We start from the raw sequence: 23,476 nt of genomic DNA, 5'->3' as shown, positions 1-23,476 counted from the left end.
GCCTGCCGGGTCAGGACGCCGCAGCGAATGCCGGGTTGGCGCGAAGGCCGGTCATGCGGCTGGCGAGGCGGGAGTCCGGCGAGTGGAAAGCGAAGCATCAGTGGGTCGTATTTTGGGAAAACAAGGGGGCGGCGGCGGGTGGCCGACCGGCGGCGCGATCGGTGCGTGCCAAGGCAACGTATAACCGAGAAAGCCGCGACTGACAACTATGGCAAACGATTGCCAAGCGTTGGCAAACGTTTGCCATAATAGCCCAAAACCGCCAACAATCGCAAAACAACGGAACAAGACGACATGGTTTTCACCTCACCCGCGGCCGACGCGCATTCATGAAGCCGACGACCGATCGGCCCCATCTTCCTTTTTTCCAGAAAGAGACAAACATGAACTTCCAGCTTCGTTCCCTCGCCAGGCACGCCATGCGCGCCGGCCTCCTGGGCGCCGCCGTCGCCACGCTGGGCACCAGCGCTTTCGCCGACATCCGTGTCATGTGCTACCAGGACGGCAATGAGTGCGATGTCACGGCCGACCTCATCAAGCGTTATGAAGCCCAGAACGCCGGCGCCAAGGTGATCCTTGACATCGTGCCCTACAAGACCGTGGTGGAGCAGTTGCCCGTGCAACTGGCGGCCGGCCAGGGACCCGACATCGCGCGTGTCGCCGAGATCGGCGGCCTGTCCAAGAACTACATAGACATCAGCGCCTATGTGAAAGACCGCAAGTACTGGGAAGACAACTTCGGCAGCACCTTGCCCTGGATGCGCAACAAGGCGGGTGACAAGGGCATTTACGGCTTCCTGTCGCAAATGACCATGACCGGCCCCTTCGTCAACAAGACCTTGTTCGAGCAGGCCAAGGTGCCCATGCCCGGCCCCAAGGCCACCTGGGAAGAGTGGATCGATGCGGCGCGCAAGGTGGCCAAGGCCACGCAGACCCCGGCCGCCATGGCCTGGGACCGCTCGGGCCACCGCTTCGCGGGCCCCGCCGTGAGCTACGGCGCGAAGATCTTCGACGCCAAGGGCAACCTCACGGTTGACGCGGGCTACAAGACTGCCGTGGGCAAGTTCGTCGGCTGGCACAAGGACGGCACCATGCTCAAGGATGTCTGGGGCGGTTCGGGCGGCTCCAGCTATGCCGATGCCGTGGGCGAATTCAAGAACGGCCGTGTGGTGATGATCCTGTCGGGTTCATGGCAGATCAACCGCATGCAAAAGGAAATCGGCAATGCCTTCGACTGGGTCGCCGTGCCCAACCCTTGCGGCCCCGCGGCCTGCTCAGGCATGCCCGGCGGCGCGGCCTGGGTGGCGCTGAAGACCACGAAGTCCCCGAAAGAGGTGGGCCGCTTCCTCGACTTCATGGCGCAGGAGGCCAATGTCGCTGAATTCGCATCGCGCACCAACACCATTCCCGCCCACGCCGGGGTGGCCAAGCGGGGCCTGGCGTACACCAGTGCGGGCCCGGCCGCCAAGGCGGCGCTGACCGTCTTTACCAACGGCACCGGCACCATCGCGGCTCCGGCCTACGCGCTGCAAGGCTACAAATACAACCGCGCCCTGATGCTGCCGACCGTGACCCGCGTCACCCAGGCCATCGTGGGTGAAATCAGCGTGGACGAGGCCGTGACCAAGATCGGCACCGACATGGCTGAGGCGGTCAAGCAAGCTGAGAAGTAGCACACCCCCGTGGCGCGCACTGCGTGCGCGCCTCCCCCTTGCAGGGGGCGACAGCTGCGGCCCGGCAAAGCCGGTTCCGCGCTGTCACTGGCATAAGGCCGGGGCGTAGCGAGTGCCCTTGGGACAGTAGATCGGAGTCGGTATGTCAGTCTTTTCGGCCTTTCTGGGCTTTTTGTTCAACCTGTTCGAGCCGGCTTTCCGGCTGGGCCAGAAATGGCTGGGCGCATCGCGCATAGGCTGGCTTTTTGTCGGGCCCAACCTGGTGATCATCAGCATCTTCACCTTTTTGCCCATTGTGGTGAACCTGGTGTATGCGGTGACCGGCGGGGTGAACCTGCTGCCCACGCAGCGGCCTTTCACGGGGCTGGAGAACTTCGCCATCCTGCTGGAGTGCCGCGACTACGCGGACCTGCAGACCTGCCGCACCGACATCTTCTGGCGCTCCATTGCCAACACGGTCAAGTTCAGCCTGATCCAGGTGGCCTTGATGGTGTTCTTCTCGCTGGTCACGGCCCTGGTGCTGAACCGAAAAATCATAGGCCGCGGTTTCTGGCGCGGCGTGTTCTTTTACCCGGTGCTGCTGTCGCCGGTGGTGGTGGCGCTGATCTGGAAATGGCTGCTGCAAAGCCAGGGCGTGTTCAATGCCGCGCTGGTGTCCATGGGTGGCTCGCCCATGGACTGGCTGCTGGACAGGCACTGGGCCTTCTTTTGGGTGGTGGTGGTGTCGATCTGGGCCCACATGGGTTTTTACACGCTGATCCTGCTGGCCGGCCTGCAGGCCATTCCGAAAGATGTGTATGAAGCCGCCGAGATGGACGCCGCGCCGCCCTGGCGCGTGCTCAGGCGCATCACGCTGCCGCTGCTCATGCCCAACCTGATCGTGGTGCTGGTGCTGGTGATGATCCGCGCGGTGCAAAGCTTTGACGAGGTCTTTGTGCTCACCGGCGGCGGCCCGGGCTCGGCCACCACCTTCATCGTGCAGTACATCTACCAGACCGGTTTTGCCGAGCAGATCCACCTCTACGGCCTGGCGGCAGCGGCCTCGCTGATCCTGGCCGCCGGCCTGATGGCCCTGACGCTCGCGCAGCTGCGGCTGTCCAAAGCCAGCGAAGCCGGCAAGACAAAGAAATAAGCAGAGAACAGGACAAGGGTCATGGCAAATTTCTTTACCCGTACCAAGGGCCATAAATACGGTGGCACCCACCTGCATTGGACCGACTGGGTTTCCTACGCCTACCTGCTGGCCGGCCTGATCGTGATGTTCGGCCCGGTGCTCTGGCTCGTGGCATCGTCCTTCAAGACCGAAAGCGCGCTGAGCCAGTTCCCGCCCACCTTTTTGCCCTACACCCAGAAAGAAGTGGTGGTGGCCGGTTACGACAAGCCGCTGCCGCTGTTCCTGGCCAGGGACGAGCAGGGCAAGACCCGCGAGCTGGCCCAGGTGCGGCGCATAGGCCTTGTCGCCACCATGGTCGACCCCGCGGCGCCGCAGACCGAGCTGCGCGTCAACATCAATGAGCGCAAGCCGGTCAACGAACTCAAATTCGCCGGCAGCAACTACACCGAAATCTTCGGCAAGTTCGCCTTCGGCACTTATCTGTGGAACAGCGTGTTCATCACCGTGGTGGCGACCCTGCTCACGCTGCTGTTCAATTCGATGGCGGCCTTTGCGCTCTCCAAATACCAGTTCACCGGGCAGAAGACGGTGTTTGTGCTGATCATCGCCACGCTGATGATTCCGCCCACCATCATCCTGGTGCCGGCCTTTCTGGTGATCTCGGAACTGAACCTGCTCAACAACCTCTGGGGCGTGATCCTGCCCGCAGTGGCCACGCCCACCGGCGTGTTCCTGCTGCGCCAGTACATGCTGACCATTCCCGACGAGCTGCTGGAAGCCGCGCGCATGGACAACGCCAGCGAGTGGCGCATCTATTGGAAGATCATCCTGCCGCTGGCCGCGCCGGCCATGGCGGTGCTGGCCATCTTCTCCTTCATGTGGCGCTGGAATGATTTCCTCTGGCCGCTGATCGTGCTGTCCAAATCCGAGCACTTCACCCTGCAGCTCGCGCTCAACGCCTTCCAGGGTGAACTCAACACGCAGTGGCACTACCTGCTGGCGATGACCGTGATCACCCTGATCCCGATCACCCTGGTCTTTGCCTTCCTGCAGAAATACATCGCGACCGGCATCGCCAGCGCCGGCGTCAAATAAACCGAGGACTCTCCCGTGGCCACTCTTGAACTCGCCAACGTCGTCAAAACCTTCGACAAAGCCACCATCATCCATGGCGTGGACCTGACCGTCTCCGACGGTGAATTTGTGGTCTTCGTCGGCCCCTCGGGCTGCGGCAAATCCACGCTGCTGCGCATCATCTCGGGGCTGGAGCCTGCCAGCAGCGGCGACATCCGCATAGACGGCCAGCGCGTCAACGAGGTCAGCGCGGCGCACCGCGGCTGCTCCATGGTGTTCCAGTCCTATGCGCTGTACCCGCACATGAGCGTCTATGACAACATGGCCTTCGGCCTGGAGAACCTGGGCGTGGCCAAGCCCATCATCGAAAGCAAGGTCAGCGCCGCCGCCGCCATGCTGCAGCTCACGCCGCTGCTGCAGCGCAAGCCCACACAGCTTTCGGGCGGGCAGCGCCAGCGTGTGGCCATAGGCCGCTCCATCGTGCGCGAACCCAAGCTGTTCCTGTTTGACGAGCCGCTGTCCAACCTTGACGCCGAGCTGCGCGTCTCCATGCGCGCCGAGATCCGCGACCTGCACGCCCGTCTGGGTGCGACCATGATTTACGTGACCCACGACCAGGTCGAGGCCATGACCATGGCCGACAAGATCGTGGTGCTGCGCGCCGGCCGCATCGAGCAAGTCGGCTCGCCGCTGGAGTTGTACAACCGGCCCTGCAACCAGTTCGTGGCCGGCTTTATCGGCAGCCCGCGCATGAACTTCGTGCCGGCGGCGCAGATCCCGGGCGCCAAGGGCGGCGCCCAGACCGTGGGCATACGGCCCGAGCATGCGCGGCTGGCGGATGACGGTCCGCTCCAGCTGGCGGTGTCCCAGGTCGAGCAACTCGGCAGCACCAGCATCCTGCACGGCAAGGTGGTGGACGGCGTGCCTTTCGAGCTGATCCTCAATGGCCAGACAAGCATCAAGCGCGGCGACACCGTGCGGGTGAGTGCGCCCGCGGAGCAACTGCATTATTTCGACCAGAACGGCCTGCGCCTGTGAGCGCCATGCCCATCCCACACGACACGCCCGCCATGCGCCTGGACCATCCCCCCGTATTCGCCCTGCAGTCCCGCAGCGGCAACCACCTTGTACTGGCCAGCGACGGCGCCGCCGTGGCCCACATCTGGGTGCTTGAAGAAGACATCGTGCGCGTGATGCTGCTGCCGCAAGGCCAGCCGCAAATGCCGCGCAGCTGGACGGTGGCGCCCGGCCTGGAGAACCTGCCGGTTGAAGGCCGTGACCGCTTTGACGTGAGCGGCTTTTCGCTGCCCGCTTTTGAGTGTGAGCTTGTGCAGGACGGCGCGCAGCTGCGCATCAGCACCGCCGCCGTGCGCCTGAGCATTACGCTCAAGGGTTTCTTCTGCAACTGGGAAAGCCGGCACCAGGGCCGCTGGCAGGCCAGCGCCGCCGACCGCCCGACGCAGAGCTACAACTTCGGCTGGTGGGACGACAAGGTCTACCACTATTTGCAACGCGAACGCGGCGAGGCCTACTTCGGCCTGGGCGAGCGCGCCGGCGACGCCAACCGCGCCGGCCAGCGCTACCGCATGTGCAACCTCGACCCCATGGGCTACAGCGCGCGCAGCACCGACCCGCTGTACAAGCACATCCCGTTCTACATCACGCGAAAACCAGGTGATGGCGGCGAAAAGGATGCGGGCCTTTGCTACGGCCTGTTTTACGACACCCTGTCCGACTGCAGCTTCGACATGGGCCGCGAGATGGACAACTACCACGGCCACTACCGCTACTTCGTGGCCGACCACGGCGACCTCGACCTGTATTACATCGCCGGCGACGGCCCGGCCGCCATCACGCGCCGCTACACCTGGCTCACCGGCCGGCCCATCTTCCCGCCGCGCTACGCGCTGGGTTATTCGGGCTCGACCATGAGCTACACCGACGCGCCAAATGCGCAGGAGCGCATGGGCGAGTTCCTCGAACGCTGCGAAGAACACGACATTCCCTGTGACTCCTTTCACCTGTCGTCGGGCTACACCTCGATAGGCCCGGGCCGCTACGTCTTTAACTGGAACCGCGACAAATTCCCCGACCCGGCGGCCTTTGTGCAAAGCTACCTGGATCGCGGCGTGCGCCTGGTGCCCAACATCAAGCCCGCACTGCTCAGCAACCACCCGCGCTTCGAGGAAGCCCGGCAGGCCGGCCTGCTGGTGCAGGACCCGGACGGCCAACCCACCGCCATCCAGTTCTGGGACGGCACCGGTGCCTACCTCGACTTCACCAACCCCAAGACCATTGCCTGGTGGAAAAAGCAGGTCACCGAGCAGTTGCTTGAGTACGGCATTCCCGCCACCTGGAACGACAACAATGAATACGAGATCTGGAGCGACAAGGCGCTGGCCCACGGCTTCGGCGCGCCGCGGCCCGCGCGCGAGGTGCGCCCGCTGCAGACCCTGCTGATGATGCAGGCCTCGCACGCCGCGCAGTCCGAGTTCGCACCCGCCGAGCGGCCTTACCTGGTGTCGCGCTCCGGCGCCGCCGGCATGCAGCGTTATGTGCAGACCTGGTCGGGCGACAACTACACGTCCTGGGAAACCCTGCGCTACAACATCCGCATGGGCCTGGGCCTGGCGATGTCGGGCGTGTCCAACACCGGGCACGATATCGGCGGTTTCTCAGGCCCCGCGCCCGGCCCCGAGCTGTTGCTGCGCTGGGTGCAGCATGGCATCTTTTTGCCGCGCTTCAGCATTCATTCGTGGAACGACGACAAGACCGTCAACGAACCCTGGATGTACCCCGAGGCCACGCCCCAGGTGCGCGCGCTGATACGCCTGCGCTACCGGCTCATGCCCTACCTCTACGACCTGGTGTGGCGTTACCACAGCGCCTACGAGCCCATCATCCGGCCGACGTACCACGACTTCCCCGAAGACGCGCGTTGCCTGGAGGAAAACGATGACATGCTGCTGGGCGCCAACTTGTTGGTCGCGTCAGTGGTCGAGCCCGGCCAGACACAGCGCCCCGTGTGGCTGCCCGGCACCGGAGGCTGGTACGAGGTGCACACGGCGCGGCGCTTCGACGCCGGGCAATCGGTGACATTGGATGCGCCCCTGGATGGTCCGCCTCCTTTGCTCGCGCGCGAAGGCTGCGCGATTCCGCTCAACGTTGGCGAGATCCACTTCGCAAACGTCCAGGACGTACGCGGCTTCCAGGTCTTTCCGCACAGCGGGGAGGGCAGTTTTGAGGCCAGCTGTTTTGAAGACGACGGACATAGCCAGGCCTGGCGCAGCGGGGCTGATGGGCAATGGCGCTTGCGGGTTGAGTCCAGCGAACAAGGCCTGCACATCGCTGTATCCCGCGAGGGCGCTAAGCCGCCTGTGCAAGACACCCTGGTCTTGCTGCTGCCCGCCGCCGAGCAACGCAAGCTCAGCTTTGCCGGTGCGGTGCTCGCGCAGGAGCAGCAGGAAGGCGCCTGGCGGCGGCTGACGCTAAAGCTTTAGCCTTGGCCCGGCGGCGCCACCGCGGCGCCTTCTATGCCATGGCGCGCCAGGGCCTCGGCCACAAAACCACTGGCCTTCATCTTTTCGACAAAAGCGCGCAGCTCGTCAGCGGCCGCTTCGCCGCGCGTCTTGGGCACGCCCATGGCCTGCCGTATCACCATGAAATGGCCCGGCAACAGGCGCAAGCCGCCCCTCTGCCGGGCATCGGCTTCCAGCTGCTGCTTGACGCCGGCCGCGACATCAAGGTTTTGTTCCACAAAAGTGGCCACCGTGGTCGGCGAGCTTGGCGCCCTGACGATCTCGGCATGTTTGAGCTCCCGGGTCAGGAACAGGTCGTAAGCGCTGCCCAGGCCCACCGCGACACGGCGGCCGGTTCGATCCACCTCTTCGTTTGCGCTTAACGGAGAGTCTTCGCGCACCAGGTAGCAGCCTTCGATCAGCACATAGGGCGCGGTGAACGCGATCTCCTTGCCGCGCACCGGGTCGATCGCGAAGAAGCCGAAATCGGCGCGCTCCTCGTTCACTGCCTGTACCGATTTGGCCGCGGTGTCCAGCACCACCAGCTCCAGCGGCACGCCCAGCCGCTGCGCAAAGGCATGGGCGAGATCTATGGACACACCGAAAGGCGTGCCCGTGACCGGGTCGGCATTGGCAAGAATCGGGTTGCCCAGATTGATCGAGGCGCGCAGCGTTCCGGTCGGCGCGAACAGCTTGGCAAGCGAGGCGTTGGTGGCCATCGAGGTTTCCTTTTTCAGGTGGCGAGGAGTTTTGTGATTTTCTTCGGATTGTGCCGTGTGCTGGAGGAGTGCCCGCACGCCAGCAGGTCGACTGGATTAAAGGGCACAGGCCCTAGCCCGCATGGCTCTGAACCCTGTAGACCTGCCAGGATCCGGACTTCTGCTTGCGCAGGTAGAAGCGAACCGAGCAGTCAAAAAAATCCACGCTGACCTCCGCTGGATCCGGATCTACGTTGCCGGCCAGGCGGCGAAGGCGGTTGCCGTTTGTCTGGAAGGGCGTGAACGAGCTCGGTTTGACGCAGCTGCGCAGCCGGGCTTTCCAGCCGGGGTCGGCGTCCACGCCTTCGATATAGGCATGGGTCGCGGCGATGGCTTCTGCCGGCCTGTGTTCGCGCTTGATCCAGAAAGCAAGGATCGCCGCAGCGGCGATGGACGCGGCGATCATGGAAATCATGGTTTTGTGCATGGCGGCTCTACGGAACAAAGACTGATTCGGCAAATGTGGTTAGAGGGGCACTCTATAAGGGTGGCCCGGACTGCGACTGCTCTCAGAAATACTCAGCAATTCCCCTAATTGGAGGATGTCACTTTTCATGAGCGTGGCGCATCATCATTACTCCTAGTGAAAGCTGGAGGTCGGCTTCATACTCAAATCACCCAAGGAGCAACTATGAAAGAGCCAGGACTTGACGGACGCCATCGTGACAAAGATGGACAAATACAGCAGAAACGTAGCGATACGAAGAATAAAAACTTGTCAACTCCTATACCAGGGTTTAAGCCGGATACCACGCTCAAAACGATGCGAGAGAAAACCGGGAAGGTTAGCGAGAAGGACATACGGGACGCTGTGAAGCGCAAACCATAAGCGACGGCGACTCAATTTGATCTGAAGTAACTGCACCGTGAAAAATCAAAGGCTTGATCTACTACCTAGTCGCCTGAGCCAAGGATTGGGCGGACTGATGCGGGTATAGGCGTTTGCATCTAGTAGTTTGGGAACTACTGGTGGATAGCCTTTAAAGAGAATTTACAAGGTGAGGGCGAAAAGATGAAGCTGAAGTCGATGACCGTAGCGAATTTTCGATGCTACAAGGGCCCGTTGACCGTCACGTTCGATGGACTGACAACCCTTGTTGGTCGTAACGATGCCGGCAAGTCAGCGCTACTGGACGCCCTGGATGTGTTCTTCAACGATAAGGCACTCGATAAGAACGACGCAGCGAAGGGGGGCACGCCCAAGGCTGTGACTATTACATGCGTGTTCAGCGAGTTACCCAGTGAGTTGATCCTTGATGAAAGTGCCTCGACCAGTCTGCGCGGCGAGTATCTGCTCAATGCCGACGGTGATCTGGAGATCACCAAGGTCTACAACTGCTCCCTCGAAAAACCCAAACTCACTGCTTTACGCCTTAGGGTTGTCCATCCAACAGCAGAAAAAGTCAAGGACCTCGTAGCTCTGAAGATCGATGAACTGAAGACTCGAGCCGAAGAGGTTGCTGTGGATATGGCTACGGTCAATAAGACGGTGAAGCGCGACTTGCGCGCTGCCATTCGTGACAAAGTTGGAGAGTTGGGGTTAGCGGTTAGTGACCTGTTCATCGGCGGTGACGGTGTCGATGACAAGAGTAATGTGCTGAAAGTGTGGGATGGATTAAAAGCGGCCCTACCGCTCTACGCGTTGTTTAAGAGTGACCGCCAGAGTTCCGACCAGGATGCGGAAGCGCAAGATCCACTGAAGATTGCCATAAAGGAGGCAGTTGCCGCGAAAGCGGCAGAACTGCAGGCGGTCATGACATTCGTCGAGCAGGAAGTCAAAAAAGTAGCCGATCTCACGCTCAAGAAATTGAAAGAAATGGATGCGGGCGTCGCGGCCACACTGGATCCAAAATTCGAGAAACCGAACTGGTCGACTCTTATCAAAGCCAGTATTACAGGCGACGATGAAATCCCTCTGAATAAACGAGGTAGTGGCGTTCGCCGCCTGATCCTCTTGAACTTTTTTCGCGCAAAGGCTGAGCGCATGATGCAAGAGAAAGGTGCGCAGTCAACCATCTACGCTGTCGAAGAGCCTGAGACCAGTCAGCATCCGCACAATCAGCGTCTGCTAATGCGCGCGTTGCAACAGCTTGCCGTGAGTGACGATCAAGTAATTGTCACGACTCATACGCCCACACTTGCGCGTGCACTGCCCAGTACCAGTCTGAGATTTTTAAGTAAGGCCGAGAATGGCATTCGAAGCATTGCGGTCGGTGGTGAAGATGAAGTTAACAAATCGATAGCCGACAGCCTGGGTGTACTACCGGATCACACTGTGAAGATGTTCATCGTCGTCGAAGGGATCCACGACATCACCTTTATTAAGAGTCTGTGCAGGATGTTCCGCATGCACGGAACTGCTGTTCCTGACCTTGAAGCGTTAGAGCTAACAGGTGAAGTTGTATTCGTGCCTTCCGGCGGTGCCGGAAATTTGGCGTTGTGGTCGTCGCGCCTACACGCGCTCAATCGCCCGGAATTCCATTTGTATGACCGCGATGCTCCGTCAGGCGATCCAGCCAAGCATCAAGCCAAAGTGGATGCGGTGAATCAGCGCGCCAGCTGTAAGGGAGTTTCAACCTCCAGAAACGAGATGGAAAACTTCGTCCATCATGAAGCGGTCAATGCTTGTGCGCAGGCGCTGCAGCTTGCATGCAACCTGGCAGCGCCCTTTGGGCCTGACGATGATGTTCCAGCGATGCTAACGGCAGAGTTAAATATTCATGCTCCCCAGAGTGCCAGATGGGGGCACAACAAAGTAAAAGCGTGGCTCGCCGATACGGTAGTGCCAACAATGAGTTCTCAAATGCTCGCCCAGATTGATCCGGCGGGGGAAATGCGTGGATGGCTTGCGGACATTGAGTCGATGCTCGCACCTCCACAAGTGCCAAAGGTCGGCTGAACTATCGCGGCCGCCCGTGAATTGAGACTTTATGTCAAAGATCCACCGGTGACACCGGCACTCGAGAGGGCAGATTCGCAAGGGGTTGTTTAGATTCCTCAGATCGTGTTAGCTCTCCATGTGTTTGGATAGAAGGCTTTGCAGGATCTAAGCGCTTAGGCTTGCGGAGCGATGTTGCGCAGACCAGTTCGCCTCTATCGCGTGCCTAAGATGACGGACAGGGCGCTACGCACCCAAGTAGTGATCGCACCGGTGAATGGAAGATCGAAGTTCTCGGATGTTGAAAATGAAGTTCGCACAACAATGTGCTGTTGAACGGGCTCTCAGCGAACTTCCACGACTCTCGAGATGGCCTCAAATTGACGGGGCTCTGCATAAATTCGCAGTTCTTGATGGAAAAACCGATGTCGATCGCAGGGTGCGCGATGCTGAGCCCGTTCGCGCGGTCAACGACGTACTGCGTGGCCGCCTGCCTCTCGATTCCTGATACTTCCAGCCAGGCCGCTAACGCTTCTGCAGCAGCTCGCGCATGGCCTGCAGCGGCAGTTCGCGGCTGCGGCCGCGGCGCAACGCCAGAGAAAACTGCGACTGGTAGCCAAACTCGGCGGGCAGCAGCACCTTCAGCCGGCCCTGTTCGACCCAGGACTGGGCATAGTGCTCCGGCAGATAGCCGATGTAGCCGCCCGACAGTATCAGGATCAGCTGGGCTTCCATGCTTTCCACCGTGGCCACGCTGCGCTTGAAGCCATGCCGGCCCAGCTCGGTCTGGCTCCAGTAGCTGCGGCTCACCACGTTGAGTTCGGAAACCACCGCTGGCAGCAGTTTCTTCTGTGTAAAGCAGGGGTGCCGGTCGCTGCAATACAGCCATTGCTGCTCGCGGTAGAGCGGCTGATAGACGAGGCCATTGGCTTTGGCGGGGAAGAAGCCCACGGCGATGTCGAGTTCGTTGTCGAGGAGGCCCTTCTGCAGCTCATAGGGGCTGCGGATCATCAGGCTCAGGTGCATGCCCGGGTACTTGCCGGAAAACACCCCTATCGCCTGGGCCAGCGGCAGCGAAGCGTCGGTCACCGTGGTGTCGAGCACGCCCATCTTCAGCGTGCCGCCGAGCTCGCCCTTGAGCGACCGGGTGTAGAGATCAAAGCTGTCCAGCTCGCCCAGCACGCGCAGGGTTTCCGACAGCAGCAGCTCACCCTTGGCCGTCAGCGCAAAGCCGCCACGGCCGCGCCGGCACAGCGAGAAGCCGACATCACTTTCCAGCTGGGCCATATAGGTGCTGATGGCCGAGGTGGTGAGGTTCAGCTCCTGCTGGGCGCGGGCAAAACCCTGGTGGCGGGCCACGGCCGCAAAAATCCGCAACAGCTTGAGATCAGCGCTTTGTGCCATGGGACAACCTTGCATTTAGTTATGAAATTCTAAAACTGATTATTTGGTTACTGCTATTTTTTCATAACACAGACTGGCTAAAGTTCGACCCATCGCAGCACGCAGGCGAGCTGCCACATGAAAAGGCCGATGCATGGTGTCCAAAGTTCTGTACCAACCCCAAAGCGGCAACGAGATGCCCCGGTTTGCCGGCCGCTCCACCATGATGCGGCTGCCCGCCATGGAGACGGCCGAGGGCCTGGATGCGGCCTTTATCGGCGTGCCCCTGGACATTGGTACCTCGCTGCGCGCCGGTACCCGCTTCGGGCCGCGCCAGATCCGGGCCGAGTCCGTGATGATCCGGCCCTACAACATGGCGACCGGCGCCGCCCCCTTCGATTCCCTGGCCGTGGCGGACATCGGCGACGTGGCCATCAATACCTACAACCTGCTGGAGTCGGTGCGCATCATCGAGGACAGCTATACCCGGCTGATGCAGCACCCGGTGGTGCCCATGACCCTGGGCGGCGACCACACCATCACCCTGCCGATTCTGCGGGCCGTCGCGCGCAAGCACGGCCCCGTAGCCCTGGTGCATGTGGACGCCCATACCGACACCAACGACGACATGTTCGGCGAAAAAATCGCCCATGGCACCACCTTCCGGCGTGCGGTGGAAGAGGGCTTGCTGGACTGCGGCCGCGTGGTCCAGATCGGCCAGCGCGCGCAAGGCTATGCGAGCGGCGACTTCCAGTGGGGCGTGGACCAGGGCTTTCGCCTGGTGCAGGCCGAGCAATGCTGGTACCAGTCGCTGGCGCCGTTGATGGCCGAGGTGCGGGCCCAGATCGGCGACAGGCCGGTGTACCTCACGTTTGACATCGACGGCATAGACCCCGCCTGGGCACCCGGCACCGGTACACCCGAGGTCGGCGGCCTGACCGCCATTCAGGCGCTGGAAATCGTGCGCGGCTGCCGTGGCTTGAACATCGTCGGCTGTGACCTGGTTGAAGTGTCGCCGCCGTATGACCTCAGCGGCAATACCTCCCAGCTGGCAGCGAACTTGCTTTACGAAATGCTGTGTGTACTGCCCGGCGTGGCGTACCGCTAACAGCTCTTTGTCCATGGAACTCAAGATATTCCGCTCTACCTGGGGTGCGCAAGGCGATATGGCTGCGTGCGTGGCCCAGCTGCGCGAAGCCGGTTGCGCCGGCCTGGAAGCCCGCCTGCCGATGGATGCACCGGCGCGGCGCGTGCTGCGTGGCAGCCTGCAGGCCGAAGCGCTGGACTACATCGCCACCGTGTTCAGCGGCGCCGATGTGATTCCGCGCCAGCAAGACGGGCCGCAGGTGCATCTGCAGCACCTGGCACGGGCCTTCGATGCCGCGGCGGAACTGGCTCCGCGCTTCGTCAACCTGCTGGCCGGCAACGACCGCTGGCCGCTGGCGGCGCAGGTGGACTTCCTGGGCCGGACCCAGGCCCTGGCCGATGCCGCGGGCATCGCCTGCGCTTTTGAAATCCACCGCGCAAGCTCGCTGTACAGCCCCTGGGTCACGCTGGACATTGTTCGGCAACTGCCGCAGCTGCAATACACGGTCGACATCAGCCACTGGGTGGTGGTGTGCGAGCGCCTGCTGGACGACCCGCTGGACGACCTGACGCCGTTCCTGGAGCGGGTGCACCACATCCAGGCCCGCGTGGCCTACGCCCAGGGCCCGCAGGTGCCCGACCCGGCCGCGCCCGAATACGCCGCCGAACTGGCGTTCCACCAACGCATCTGGGAGTCGGTCTGGGCGCTGCATCTGCGCAAGGGCTACGCCACCACCACGCTGACCCCCGAGTTCGGCCCCGACGGCTACATGCATCTGCTGCCCTACACCCGCAGCCCGGTGGCGGACCTGTGGCAGGTGAATCGCTGGATGGCGCTGGAAGAACGGCGGCATTTCGAACGCTGGTCGCAACACCACCTCTCTCAACCTCACACCACGGCAGGACCCTGACCATGCAACCCGGACAACGTAATTTCACGGCCTTGCCCGTGATCAACATCCGCGGCCTCTTTAGCGACAGCCTGGCGCAGCGCCAGACGGTGGCCGACGCGCTCGGTGCGGCAGCCCGCGATGTGGGCTTTTTCTACGTCGTCGGCCACGGCATCGATGCCAGGCTGATCGCCGGCCTGCGCCAGGCCAGCCGCACCCTGTTCGAGCAGCGGATGGAGTGGAAGATGCGCTACTACATCGGTGAATCCTGGGGCCATAAAGGCTATGTGCCCGAAGGCGAAGAGGTGTATTCCAAAGGCCGGCCCGACCACAAGGAGGCGTTTGACATCGGCTTTGAGGCGCCGGATGACCACCCGCTGGTACTGGCCGGCACACCGCTGATCGGCAACAACAAGTGGCCGGATCTGCCCGGGTTCAAAGCCGCCGTGGCCGGCTACTACGCGGCCGTGTTCGCGCTCGGCCGCCAGCTGTTCCGTGGTTTTGCCTTGTCGCTGGGCCAGCCCGAAGACGCGTTCGAGGCCCTGGTGACCTGCCCGCCGTCCAAGTTGCGGCTGATCCACTACCCGGTGGACACCGAGGCCGTGGACGCCCCCGGCATAGGCGCGCATACCGACTACGAGTGCTTCACCCTGCTGCTGGCCGACCAGCCGGGCCTGGAGGTGCTGAACGACCAGGGCGCCTGGATAGACGCGCCGCCGTATGCCGAAGCCGGCCCGAACGGTGAAGAGGCTTTCGTGATCAACATCGGCGACATGCTGGAAGTGATGACCGCCGGAGCGTTCCCCGCCACCTCGCACCGTGTCCGCAAGGTGCAGCATGAGCGCTATTCCTTCCCGCTGTTCTTCGCCTGCGATTACCACACCCGCATCCGGCCGCTGCCGCAATTCGCGAATGGCGCCGCGACCACCCGCTACAGCGAGCTGTCGATTGGCGAGCACATGTATTCGCAAGCCCAGCAGACCTACACCTACCTCAAACGCAAGCTGCAGGCCGGTGAGATTGCGTTGCCCGACGGCGCGCTGAAGCCGAACAGCTTCGGCCACCTGAAGTCCCAGGCCGGCGCCTGAACCTTTTTTCGTTTCCCTTGTTCGTCCACCCACCCCAGGAGTTAGCTACCATGATGAAAACCATCCGTACCGCGTCCCTCAACCGCAGCCTGCTGGCTGTCGCACTGGCGGCCTTGCTGCCGGCCGCCGCATTCGCCCAAACCATCGTGCCCGGCCAGATCAAGGTCGGCATGGAGATCACCTATCCTCCATTTGAATCCTGGCAAGGCGACAAGGTGGTGGGCTTCGACCCCGATATGGCCGAAATGCTGGGCCGCGAGATGAAGACCAAGCCCGCCTTCGTGGACACCAAGTTTCCCAGCCTGATCCTCGGCCTGGGCAGCGGCCAGTTCGACACGGTGATCTCCGGCATGTACATCACCCCGGAGCGCACCGCCCAGGCCGATGCCATCGCCTATGCCCGCACCGGCGCTTCCATCATGGTGGCCAAGGACGGCGGCGTCGCACCCAAGACCGAGCAGGAGTTGTGCGGCCTGAAAGTGGGCTTGCAGCAGGGCACCAGCTGGGTTGCCGCGCTGAAAAAGCTGTCCGCCGAATACTGCGTGCCGAACGGCAAGCCCGCCGTGGCGGTGAGCGAGTTCCCCACCGCGCCCGAGGTGTCGCAAGCCCTGCTGTCCAAGAACGTCCAGGCGCAGCTGGAGATTGCCGGCGCCGCGAAGATGCTGGCGGAGCGCAGCAAGGGACGCATCGCCATCAGCTCGCCCGCCCTCGTGTATCCGCAAACTCTGGGCATCTACGTGAAGAAGGGCAACACGGCCCTGTACCAGGCGTTTGAGAAAGCCCTGGCCGCCGTGAAAGCCAGCGGCGAGTACGCGGCCCTGGTCAAGAAGTACGACCTTGAGCCGATCGCGGCAAAGTAAGGTCTCACCCCCAGGCTGCAGTGCTGCGCATCTTTCGCCTGCCCCCTTGCACGGAGCGATACCCGTGGCCCGGCGAAGCCGGTTCCACGGCTTCTACGGGAGGGGACATCCTGCCTGCCCGCGCCTGGGGAGCCGTTGTCACGCAAGTCAACACGCGAGGGCGTGGCGCAGCTGCGCCTTTTCGATAGTTTTGCCTCCTGGAGCCTGTGCATGGAACTGGATTGGTCGTATTTCTTCTCGCTGTTTTCCATGAAGGTTTTCTGGCGGGCGTGCGTGACCGTGGTGCAACTGGGCTCACTGGCCTGGACGCTGGGCCTGGTGCTGGGTTTCTTCCTTGCCTGTGCCCGCATTTCCACCACGCGCTGGATCCGTGCATTGGCGGGGGTTTATATCTGGCTGTTCCGCAGCGTGCCGCTGCTGGTGGTGGTGGTGGTGGTGTTCAACCTGCCGCAGATCTTTCCGGCAAGCCGCGGCGTGATCGGCGAGCCGTTTTTTGCCGGCCTGGTCGCCATGGTGCTGACCGAGGCGGCCTACATGGCGGAAATTCACCGCGGCGGCCTGCTGTCGGTGGCGCGCGGCCAGCGCGAGGCGGGCCGGGCGCTGGCCCTGGGCCGCTTTGGCGCGATGCGGCTGATCGTGGTGCCGCAGGCGTTTCGCATTGCGCTGCCTACGCTGATCAACGAATTCGTCACCATCATCAAGCTGACCTCGCTGGTCTCGGTGATCTCGTTGCCCGAGCTCCTGATGACCGGCTTGCGGCTGTATTCGCAAAATTTCCTGGTGATGGAAACCCTGCTGGGCGTGGCGGTGTATTACGTGATGCTGGTCACCGTATTCAGCACGCTGCTGGGCTGGCTGGAAAAGCGCCTGGACCTGCAGCTGCGCCGCCCCACCACTTTGGACGATGCGGCCTGCGCCAGCCTGCGCAGCCGTCTCGGCGGCCTGGCGGCGATACGCCCGGCGGTTGCGGCCCCCGGCCAGCCGGCCGCGCTGGAGCTGCGCAACATCCACAAGGCCTACGGTGCGCACCAGGTGCTCAAGGGCGTCAGCTTGCAGGTCGGCGCAGGCCAGGTGATCTCCATCATCGGCCCGTCCGGCTCGGGGAAAACCTCGCTGATCCGCACCATCAACGCGCTGGAGAAGATCGACCAGGGCGAGATCATCCTGTTCGGCGAAAGCCACATCCACGCCCACGAATCTCTGGAGAGCAGCCGGGTGCGCAAGGGCATACGCCGCATCGGCATGGCTTTCCAGAGCTTCAACCTGTTTCCGCACCTCAGCGTGCTGGACAATGTGCTGCTGGCTCCGCGCTACCACGGCCGGCCGGCCGACGCGGCGCTGCGCCAGACCCAGGCCCAGAAACTGCTCGACAAGGTCGGCTTGCTGGCACACCAGCACAAGTACCCGCACCAGCTGTCGGGCGGCCAGCAGCAGCGCGTGGCGATTGCCCGTGCGCTGGCCATGTCGCCCGACGTGATGCTGTTCGACGAGCCGACCTCGGCGCTGGATCCCGAGCTGGTCGGGGAGGTGCTGAAGGTGATCCAGGACCTGGCGCAAGAGGGCATGACCATGGTCATCGTGACCCACGAAATGGACTTCGCGCTGGCCATCTCCGACCGTGTGTTGTTCATGGAAAACGGCCTGATCCAGCTCGATGCCGCGCCGCCGCGGATACAGCAACCCGGCGCGACCGATGCCACCGTCCAGCGCGTGCGTCGATTCATGGGATTGGAGTCCTGACATGAGCACTACCTCCGACGAAGCCACCCTGCGCCGCGACCTGGCGGCCGCCTATCGCCTGGCCGCGCTGTTCGGCTGGGACGACACGCTGTACACCCACTTCTCGGTGCGGCTGCCGCGCGCGGACGGTGCGGCGCCGCAAGACGACCGCTTCCTGATCAACCCCTTCGGCCTGCTGTTTGAGGAAGTGCGCGCCAGCGACCTGCTGGTGGTGGACATGCGCGGCCGCGTGGTGTCGGGTGGCTCCGATTACAACGTGGCCGGCTTCACCATCCACAGCGCCGTGCACATGGCGCGCGACGATGCGCACTGCGTGCTGCATACCCACACCTTGGCCGGCATGGCGGTGGCGGCCTGCGAGGGCGGGTTGCTGCAGTTGAACCAGATCAGCGCCGAGTTCTACCAGCGTGTGGGCGTGCATGCCTACGAGGGCGTGGCGTTTGACCTGGGCGAGCGCGAGCGCATCCAGCAGTCGCTGGGTGCGAACATCGCCTTGCTGCTGCGGCATCATGGCCTGTTGTCGGTGGGTAGCACCGTGGCCGACGCGTTCTGCATCATGTTCTACCTGAACCGCGCTTGCGAGATCCAGATGGCGGCCAGCCAGATGGCCGCCACCGCCGGCCCGGTCACCGAAATCCCCGCGCACCTGAGCCAGCACGCCTGCGAGCAGCTGCAGAGCGTGGAGCACGAGCGCCAGGTCCTCTGGCAGGCCTGGCTGCGCCGGCTGGACCGCATCGATCCCTCTTACCGCGATTGACCCTGTACTTGCATGCCGACTCTGCTGCTCTGTAGTGCCACCGATGACCTGAGCGACCTGCACACGCTCTTCCAGCACGAGGCCGCGCGCTGCGTGCCCGGCCTGCAGGTACGCCTGTGGCCCGACATGCCCGATCCCGCCGATGTCGAGGCTGTGGCCGGCTGGTATCCGCCCGCCGGTTTGATGCGCAGCCTGCCGAATCTGCGCCTGGCCTCGTCGATTGCCGCCGGGGTTGACCATGTTCTAGGCCCGGCCCAGCCGCGTCCCGAGGTGCCGGTCTGCCGCATCGTGGACCCTGGCCTGGCCGCCGGCATGGCCGAGTACGTGCTGTGGGCCGTGCTGTACTACCACCGGGCGCTGGACCAGGCGCAGCAGCAGCAGGCGCAGCGCCTGTGGAAGATGCCGGCACAAAAAGCCGCCCGCCAAACCCATGTAGGCCTGCTGGGCCTGGGTGTACTGGGCAGCCACGTGGCCCGGGTGCTGCGGGCCCAGGGTTTTGCCGTCAGCGGCTGGTCCCGCTCGGCGCACGCCATCGACGGTGTCACTGCTTATGCGGGACCGCAGACGCTGAAGGCTTTCCTGCGCGAGCCCGATGTGCTGGTCTGCCTGCTGCCGCTGACCGACGCCACCCGCGGGCTGTTGAACCGCGAGTTCTTGCAGGCCATGAAACCCGGTGCGGCGCTGGTGCATTGCGGCCGGGGCGAGCATTTGGTGGTCGAGGACCTGCTGCAGGCGCTGGACCAAGGCCATCTGCGCGGTGCGGTGCTCGATGTGTTTGCCCAGGAACCGTTGCCGGCATCGAACCCGCTATGGACGCACCCACGGGTGGTGGTCACGCCGCACATGGCTTCGGCCGCGCAGCCGGCGGCCATCGTTGGCCAGATCCTGGACAACCTGCAGCGCGTGCGCAGCGGCCGGCCGGTGCTCAATGCCGTGGACCGCAGCGTGGGTTATTAACAGGCAGTCCTGTTCATAGGGGGTGGCCTACATACTGCGCCGGTACTGCCCACCCACGTGTGTTGGATCACGCCGCCTCTGCCTCGTTCAGCAGGCCGCCGCCGCAGCGTCAGGAGCCAGGCGGCGACTGGCCCGTCAACCACTGGCGCAGCGATTGGATGACGGGCGCCTTGGCGCGCTCGTTCGTCGTCACCAGAAAGTAACTGCGCGGCGAAATGAAGGGCTTGTCATTCAGCTTGACCAAGCGCCCGGCCTGCAGCGCCGAGGCGCTCGCATAGTCCGGCGCCAATGCGACGCCCAGGCCGGCCTCTGCTGCCATCAACCCAAGCGACAGCAGGCCGTAGTGGGCGCCCGGCATCGGGACTTCTACCGACGCGCCCAGCTGCCGCAGGTAGGCTGCCCAGGAGTTGGGCGCCATGCTCTGGTGCAGCAAGGGCAGCGCGGCCATTTGCGCACCCGTCAGCGGCGCCACCAGCCGGCTCAGCGTGGGCGCCGCAAGAGGAAAGGAGTGCAGGGGATGCAGCAGGTCGGCCACGCAGCCAGGCTCCGGCCCTTCGCAGTGCACGATGGCCGCGTCCAGCCCCGAGTCGCGCATGCTGATGGGTCCGGTATGCGTGGCCACGTCCAGCTGGATCTGCCGGTGCGCGGTGGCGAAGGCGCACAGCCGTGGCATGGCCCACAGCGTGCCGAAGGTAGTGGGCACAGACAGCCGCAGTATCTTGCCTGGCATGGAGCCCATGGACGCGGCGATGGTCGCTGACTCCAGCTCGTCCAGCAGAGTTCGCACCCGCCGAAGGTAGCTGGCACCGTCAACCGTCAGCTCCATCCCGCTGGTTGTGCGCCGGCACAGCGCAACGCCGACAAAGCCCTCCAAGTCCGACAGCTGGCGGCTCACCGCGCTTTGCGTCAAGCCCAGTTCATCGGCTGCGGCAGTGATGCTCAGGCGCCGGGCAATCACCTCGAAAGTGTTGAGGTTGACGATGGACGGCAAGTGGCGTTGCGTCGGATATTTCATGGCGGTTACGGCCATTATTGGCATGGCATCGATTCGTCCGCAATGAAAAAGGCTGCGTGGTCATGAAATAAATGCAGGGGGGCATGCGTTTATTCCGTTGGACAGGCCATCGCGCATGTCAGATATTCAGGGCGCCCGGTAAGGGGCCTCAAGAACAGAAGTTGGAGTCATCGATGTCGAAATTTCAAGCACGCCTCGTACTGCTGCTGGCGGCGGCCACGCTGGCTGGCACCGTCCTGGCGGCGGATTGGCCCGCCACCCAGCCTATCAAACTGATCGTGCCCTCGTCCGCCGGCGGTACGCCAGACCTGACCAGCCGCAAGCTGGCCTACTACCTGCAGGACAAGCTCAAGCAATCGGTGATCGTCGAGAATCGCCCGGGCGCGGCAGGCACCATCGCCATGCAGGCGGTGGCTACCGCCAAGCCCGACGGTTACACGCTGGGCTTCGGCAATATCGTGACCATGGCCATCAACCGCGGCCTGATCGCCAAGATGCCCTACAACCCCGACAAGGACCTGGCACCGGTGGCCGTGCTCTCGCAGGTCCCCAACGTCCTGGTGGTCCGCCAGGGTTTGCCCATCACCTCGGTGCGCGAACTGGTCATCTATGCCAAGAGCCACCCGGGCCGCCTGGCCATGGGCTCCGGCGGCAACGGCACCACCAGCCACCTCAGCGGCGAAATCCTCAAGGAAAAAGCCGGCATCAGCTTTAGCCACATTCCCTACCGCGGCGCCCCGCAGGCGCAGAGCGACCTGATCGGCGGGCAAATCGATTTCATGTTCGACAACCTGCCGTCCATGGTGGGCGCCGTCCAGTCGGGCAAGGTGCGTCCGCTCGCGGTTACCAGCAAACGTCGCTCGGCGCTATTGCCGGATGTTCCGACCATGGAGGAGGCCGGTATTGCAGGCTTCGAGGTAGTAGCCTGGGGCGGCATTGTGGCCCCGGCGGGCACGCCCCGGCCGGTGATCCTGCGCCTGAACCGTGAAATCAACAACTGGTTGCAGGCACCTGCGACAAAGGCTGAATTCGCGCAAACAGGGCAGGTCGCACTCGGGGGAAGCCCCGAGTTTTTCAAGACGCACATCGACAGCGAGGCGAAAAAATGGGGTGACGTGATCCGTACCGCCGGAGTCAAGCTTGACTGATGTTGCCTGGCCTTTCGCGTAGGCCTGCAGTTGCGTTTCGGCCATTCGCTTCACACAAGGATGCGCTGACAGGCGCACCCCATACCAAACACACCTCAAAGACAAGCATGCCCAGTTCCTCCGTTCCCGCTACCCATGTTCTCGCGCACTGGGCCGCCACGGTCCCCAATCATTGGGGCGAATCCACCCTGCGCACGGCAGAGCACTCCCTGGAGGACACCATCGCCGCCATGGTGGCAGGTGCGGGGGACCCGGTTTGCGCATCGGTACGGGCGGGCTTGCGTGTCGCGGGATCGGTCCCGGTGGTGGGCAGCAACACCGGGACTTGTGCCGCCTTCAGTGCACTGGCCAACGGCACGGCCGCCCATGCGCGGGAGCTCGATGAGATGTTTTTCGTCGCTGGTGGTCATTTTGGCTGCGCGGTGATCCCAGCCATCCTGGCGCAAGCCCACGAGATGGATGCCACGCTGGACGCCGTGCTGGACGCGCTGATCATCGGGAGCGAGGTGATGGCCCGCGTCGGGATGGCGATGGACCGGTCCCATGCCGAAAAAGGCTGGCACGGCACTCAAACCATTGGCGTGATCGCTGCCGCAGTAGCTTGCGGCAGACTGCTTGGGATGGACGCGGCCAGGATGACGCATGCCCTGAGCCTGGCCGTTTCCATGGCAGCTGGACCCAAGGTCCAGTTCGGCACCGACACGAAACCCGTGCATGCCGGACTGGCGGCTCAAGGCGGTGTCCTGGCCGCATCGCTTGCAGCATCGGGCGTCACGGGCAGCGAGAAAGCCCTGGAAGGTCCGCACGGGTTTGGCGCGCTCTACGCCGGCGGCTCTGCGGCCGACTGGCAGTCCGTGGCTGCGGTCGGTGACGGCCCGCTGGCGATCGACAGCCACGGCCTGGCGTTCAAGCTGTATCCCAACTGTGCGTCCACACACCGCTGCCTGGACGCGTTACAAGCCCTCGCCACCGAAAACCGATTCGGCATGGAGGACGTTGAGCGTGTCGAAACATGGGTAGGGCGCGTCAACCTGGTGAACCTCAAATACCCGGAGCCCAGGAATCCCCGCGAAGCCATGTTCTCCATGCCTTACGCGGTGGCCACGATGCTCCGTTACGGCACGGTCACGTTGGCCGACTTCACGCCGCAAGCGGTGCATGACGATATGACCCGACGGCTCATGCCACGCGTCGAATTGCGCTTGAACCCGACACGTACAGAAACCGCGACGCAGCTGCTTCCCCACACCACAGCCGTGACCTTGAAGGACGGACGACGCCTGGAGCGCGTCGTTCAACACGCCAAAGGGTCGTTCCTGAATCCGTTTTCGGCCTTGGAGCGGCAAATCAAATTCGAACAATGCACGACGGGCATCCTTGCGCAAGAGCGCCTGGCACCGCTTCGCGACAGCCTTGCCAGGCCGCAAGGCGTCAAGGTTCGCCAACTGTTGGCGCAGCTTCAGTTCGAGGCCGAGGTCGATGACGGTACACGTTTCGGCCGCCCACGAAGAGGGGGGGCGGGGCCCCTTCCTTGATC

At 63.3% G+C, this 23,476-nt stretch carries 19 protein-coding genes; 15 read left to right on the top strand and 4 right to left on the bottom strand.

All coding sequences use genetic code 11. From position 1 onward, the window contains the following. Positions 1–383 precede the first annotated feature (383 nt). The 5 genes from ACEN8I_RS19755 (at position 384) to ACEN8I_RS19735 (ending at position 7,361) form a co-directional block, all read left to right on the top strand. Positions 384–1,673, top strand: a complete 1,290-nt coding sequence (locus ACEN8I_RS19755) for an ABC transporter substrate-binding protein (RefSeq protein ID WP_413330319.1) — start codon at positions 384–386, stop codon at positions 1,671–1,673. A 142-nt stretch (positions 1,674–1,815) separates the two neighbouring features. Beyond that, on the top strand, positions 1,816–2,805 hold the full coding sequence (locus ACEN8I_RS19750; protein ID WP_413330318.1) for a carbohydrate ABC transporter permease: 990 nt from the start codon (positions 1,816–1,818) through the stop codon (positions 2,803–2,805). A 21-nt stretch (positions 2,806–2,826) separates the two neighbouring features. Next, positions 2,827–3,882 (top strand): carbohydrate ABC transporter permease, encoded by a 1,056-nt coding sequence (locus tag ACEN8I_RS19745; RefSeq protein ID WP_413330316.1) that lies wholly within the window; start codon positions 2,827–2,829, stop codon positions 3,880–3,882. Positions 3,883–3,897: 15 nt separating this feature from the next. Beyond that, positions 3,898–4,899 carry an ABC transporter ATP-binding protein gene (locus tag ACEN8I_RS19740; RefSeq protein WP_413330314.1) on the top strand — a complete coding sequence of 334 codons (1,002 nt, stop codon included), beginning with the start codon at positions 3,898–3,900 and terminating at the stop codon, positions 4,897–4,899. 32 nt (positions 4,900–4,931) lie between these two features. Continuing rightward, positions 4,932–7,361 carry a TIM-barrel domain-containing protein gene (locus ACEN8I_RS19735; protein WP_413330364.1) on the top strand — a complete coding sequence of 810 codons (2,430 nt, stop codon included), beginning with the start codon at positions 4,932–4,934 and terminating at the stop codon, positions 7,359–7,361. Here the strand turns inward: ACEN8I_RS19735 and ACEN8I_RS19730 are convergent. Together ACEN8I_RS19730 and ACEN8I_RS19725 are read right to left on the bottom strand one after the other, a co-directional pair. Then, complete coding sequence (locus tag ACEN8I_RS19730; protein WP_413330312.1) at positions 7,358–8,098, bottom strand: ABC transporter substrate-binding protein; 741 nt, start codon at positions 8,096–8,098, stop codon at positions 7,358–7,360. The genes ACEN8I_RS19735 and ACEN8I_RS19730 overlap by 4 nt on opposite strands. A gap of 112 nt (positions 8,099–8,210) precedes the next feature. Next, positions 8,211–8,564, bottom strand: coding sequence for a hypothetical protein (locus ACEN8I_RS19725; protein ID WP_413330310.1), 354 nt, complete (start codon positions 8,562–8,564; stop codon positions 8,211–8,213). A 585-nt stretch (positions 8,565–9,149) separates the two neighbouring features. Between ACEN8I_RS19725 and ACEN8I_RS19720 the strand changes: the two genes are divergently transcribed. Continuing rightward, positions 9,150–11,036 carry an ATP-binding protein gene (locus ACEN8I_RS19720; protein WP_413330308.1) on the top strand — a complete coding sequence of 629 codons (1,887 nt, stop codon included), beginning with the start codon at positions 9,150–9,152 and terminating at the stop codon, positions 11,034–11,036. Between the two features lie 504 nt (positions 11,037–11,540). Here ACEN8I_RS19720 and ACEN8I_RS19715 read toward each other — a convergent pair. Beyond that, a complete protein-coding gene (locus ACEN8I_RS19715) occupies positions 11,541–12,419 on the bottom strand; it encodes a LysR family transcriptional regulator (RefSeq protein WP_413330306.1) in 879 nt (292 codons plus the stop codon). A 133-nt stretch (positions 12,420–12,552) separates the two neighbouring features. Here ACEN8I_RS19715 and speB point away from each other — a divergent pair, with 133 nt between their 5' ends. The 7 genes from speB (at position 12,553) to ACEN8I_RS19680 (ending at position 19,776) form a co-directional block, all read left to right on the top strand. Then, positions 12,553–13,506 carry an agmatinase gene (gene speB / locus ACEN8I_RS19710; protein ID WP_413330304.1) on the top strand — a complete coding sequence of 318 codons (954 nt, stop codon included), beginning with the start codon at positions 12,553–12,555 and terminating at the stop codon, positions 13,504–13,506. Positions 13,507–13,519: 13 nt separating this feature from the next. Beyond that, positions 13,520–14,395, top strand: coding sequence for a sugar phosphate isomerase/epimerase family protein (locus ACEN8I_RS19705; protein ID WP_413330302.1), 876 nt, complete (start codon positions 13,520–13,522; stop codon positions 14,393–14,395). A 2-nt stretch (positions 14,396–14,397) separates the two neighbouring features. Continuing rightward, positions 14,398–15,462, top strand: coding sequence for an isopenicillin N synthase family dioxygenase (locus ACEN8I_RS19700; protein ID WP_413330301.1), 1,065 nt, complete (start codon positions 14,398–14,400; stop codon positions 15,460–15,462). Between the two features lie 50 nt (positions 15,463–15,512). After that, on the top strand, positions 15,513–16,322 hold the full coding sequence (locus ACEN8I_RS19695) for a transporter substrate-binding domain-containing protein (protein ID WP_413330299.1): 810 nt from the start codon (positions 15,513–15,515) through the stop codon (positions 16,320–16,322). 210 nt (positions 16,323–16,532) lie between these two features. Beyond that, positions 16,533–18,062 carry an amino acid ABC transporter permease/ATP-binding protein gene (locus tag ACEN8I_RS19690; protein ID WP_413330297.1) on the top strand — a complete coding sequence of 510 codons (1,530 nt, stop codon included), beginning with the start codon at positions 16,533–16,535 and terminating at the stop codon, positions 18,060–18,062. A 1-nt stretch (position 18,063) separates the two neighbouring features. Then, positions 18,064–18,819 (top strand): class II aldolase/adducin family protein, encoded by a 756-nt coding sequence (locus tag ACEN8I_RS19685; RefSeq protein WP_413330295.1) that lies wholly within the window; start codon positions 18,064–18,066, stop codon positions 18,817–18,819. Positions 18,820–18,831: 12 nt separating this feature from the next. Continuing rightward, positions 18,832–19,776: a 2-hydroxyacid dehydrogenase gene (locus ACEN8I_RS19680; protein ID WP_413330293.1), complete on the top strand. Its 945-nt coding sequence runs from the start codon at positions 18,832–18,834 to the stop codon at positions 19,774–19,776. Between the two features lie 109 nt (positions 19,777–19,885). Here ACEN8I_RS19680 and ACEN8I_RS19675 read toward each other — a convergent pair whose 3' ends face one another. Continuing rightward, the gene (locus ACEN8I_RS19675; protein ID WP_413330291.1) at positions 19,886–20,791 is read right to left on the bottom strand and encodes a LysR substrate-binding domain-containing protein; all 906 of its coding nucleotides are present in this window, start codon (positions 20,789–20,791) and stop codon (positions 19,886–19,888) included. 173 nt (positions 20,792–20,964) lie between these two features. Between ACEN8I_RS19675 and ACEN8I_RS19670 the strand changes: the two genes are divergently transcribed. Further along, complete coding sequence (locus ACEN8I_RS19670) at positions 20,965–21,939, top strand: Bug family tripartite tricarboxylate transporter substrate binding protein (protein ID WP_413330289.1); 975 nt, start codon at positions 20,965–20,967, stop codon at positions 21,937–21,939. 107 nt (positions 21,940–22,046) lie between these two features. After that, on the top strand, positions 22,047–23,474 hold the full coding sequence (locus ACEN8I_RS19665; RefSeq protein ID WP_413330287.1) for an MmgE/PrpD family protein: 1,428 nt from the start codon (positions 22,047–22,049) through the stop codon (positions 23,472–23,474). The last annotated feature ends 2 nt before the right edge of the window (positions 23,475–23,476 follow it).

The organism is Polaromonas sp. CT11-55 (genome assembly GCF_047303325.1).
In the GTDB taxonomy this organism is placed as follows: domain Bacteria; phylum Pseudomonadota; class Gammaproteobacteria; order Burkholderiales; family Burkholderiaceae_C; genus Polaromonas.
The sequence above is the reverse complement of the archived record's forward strand: the minus strand, read 5'-3'. Positions and strand labels throughout refer to the sequence as shown.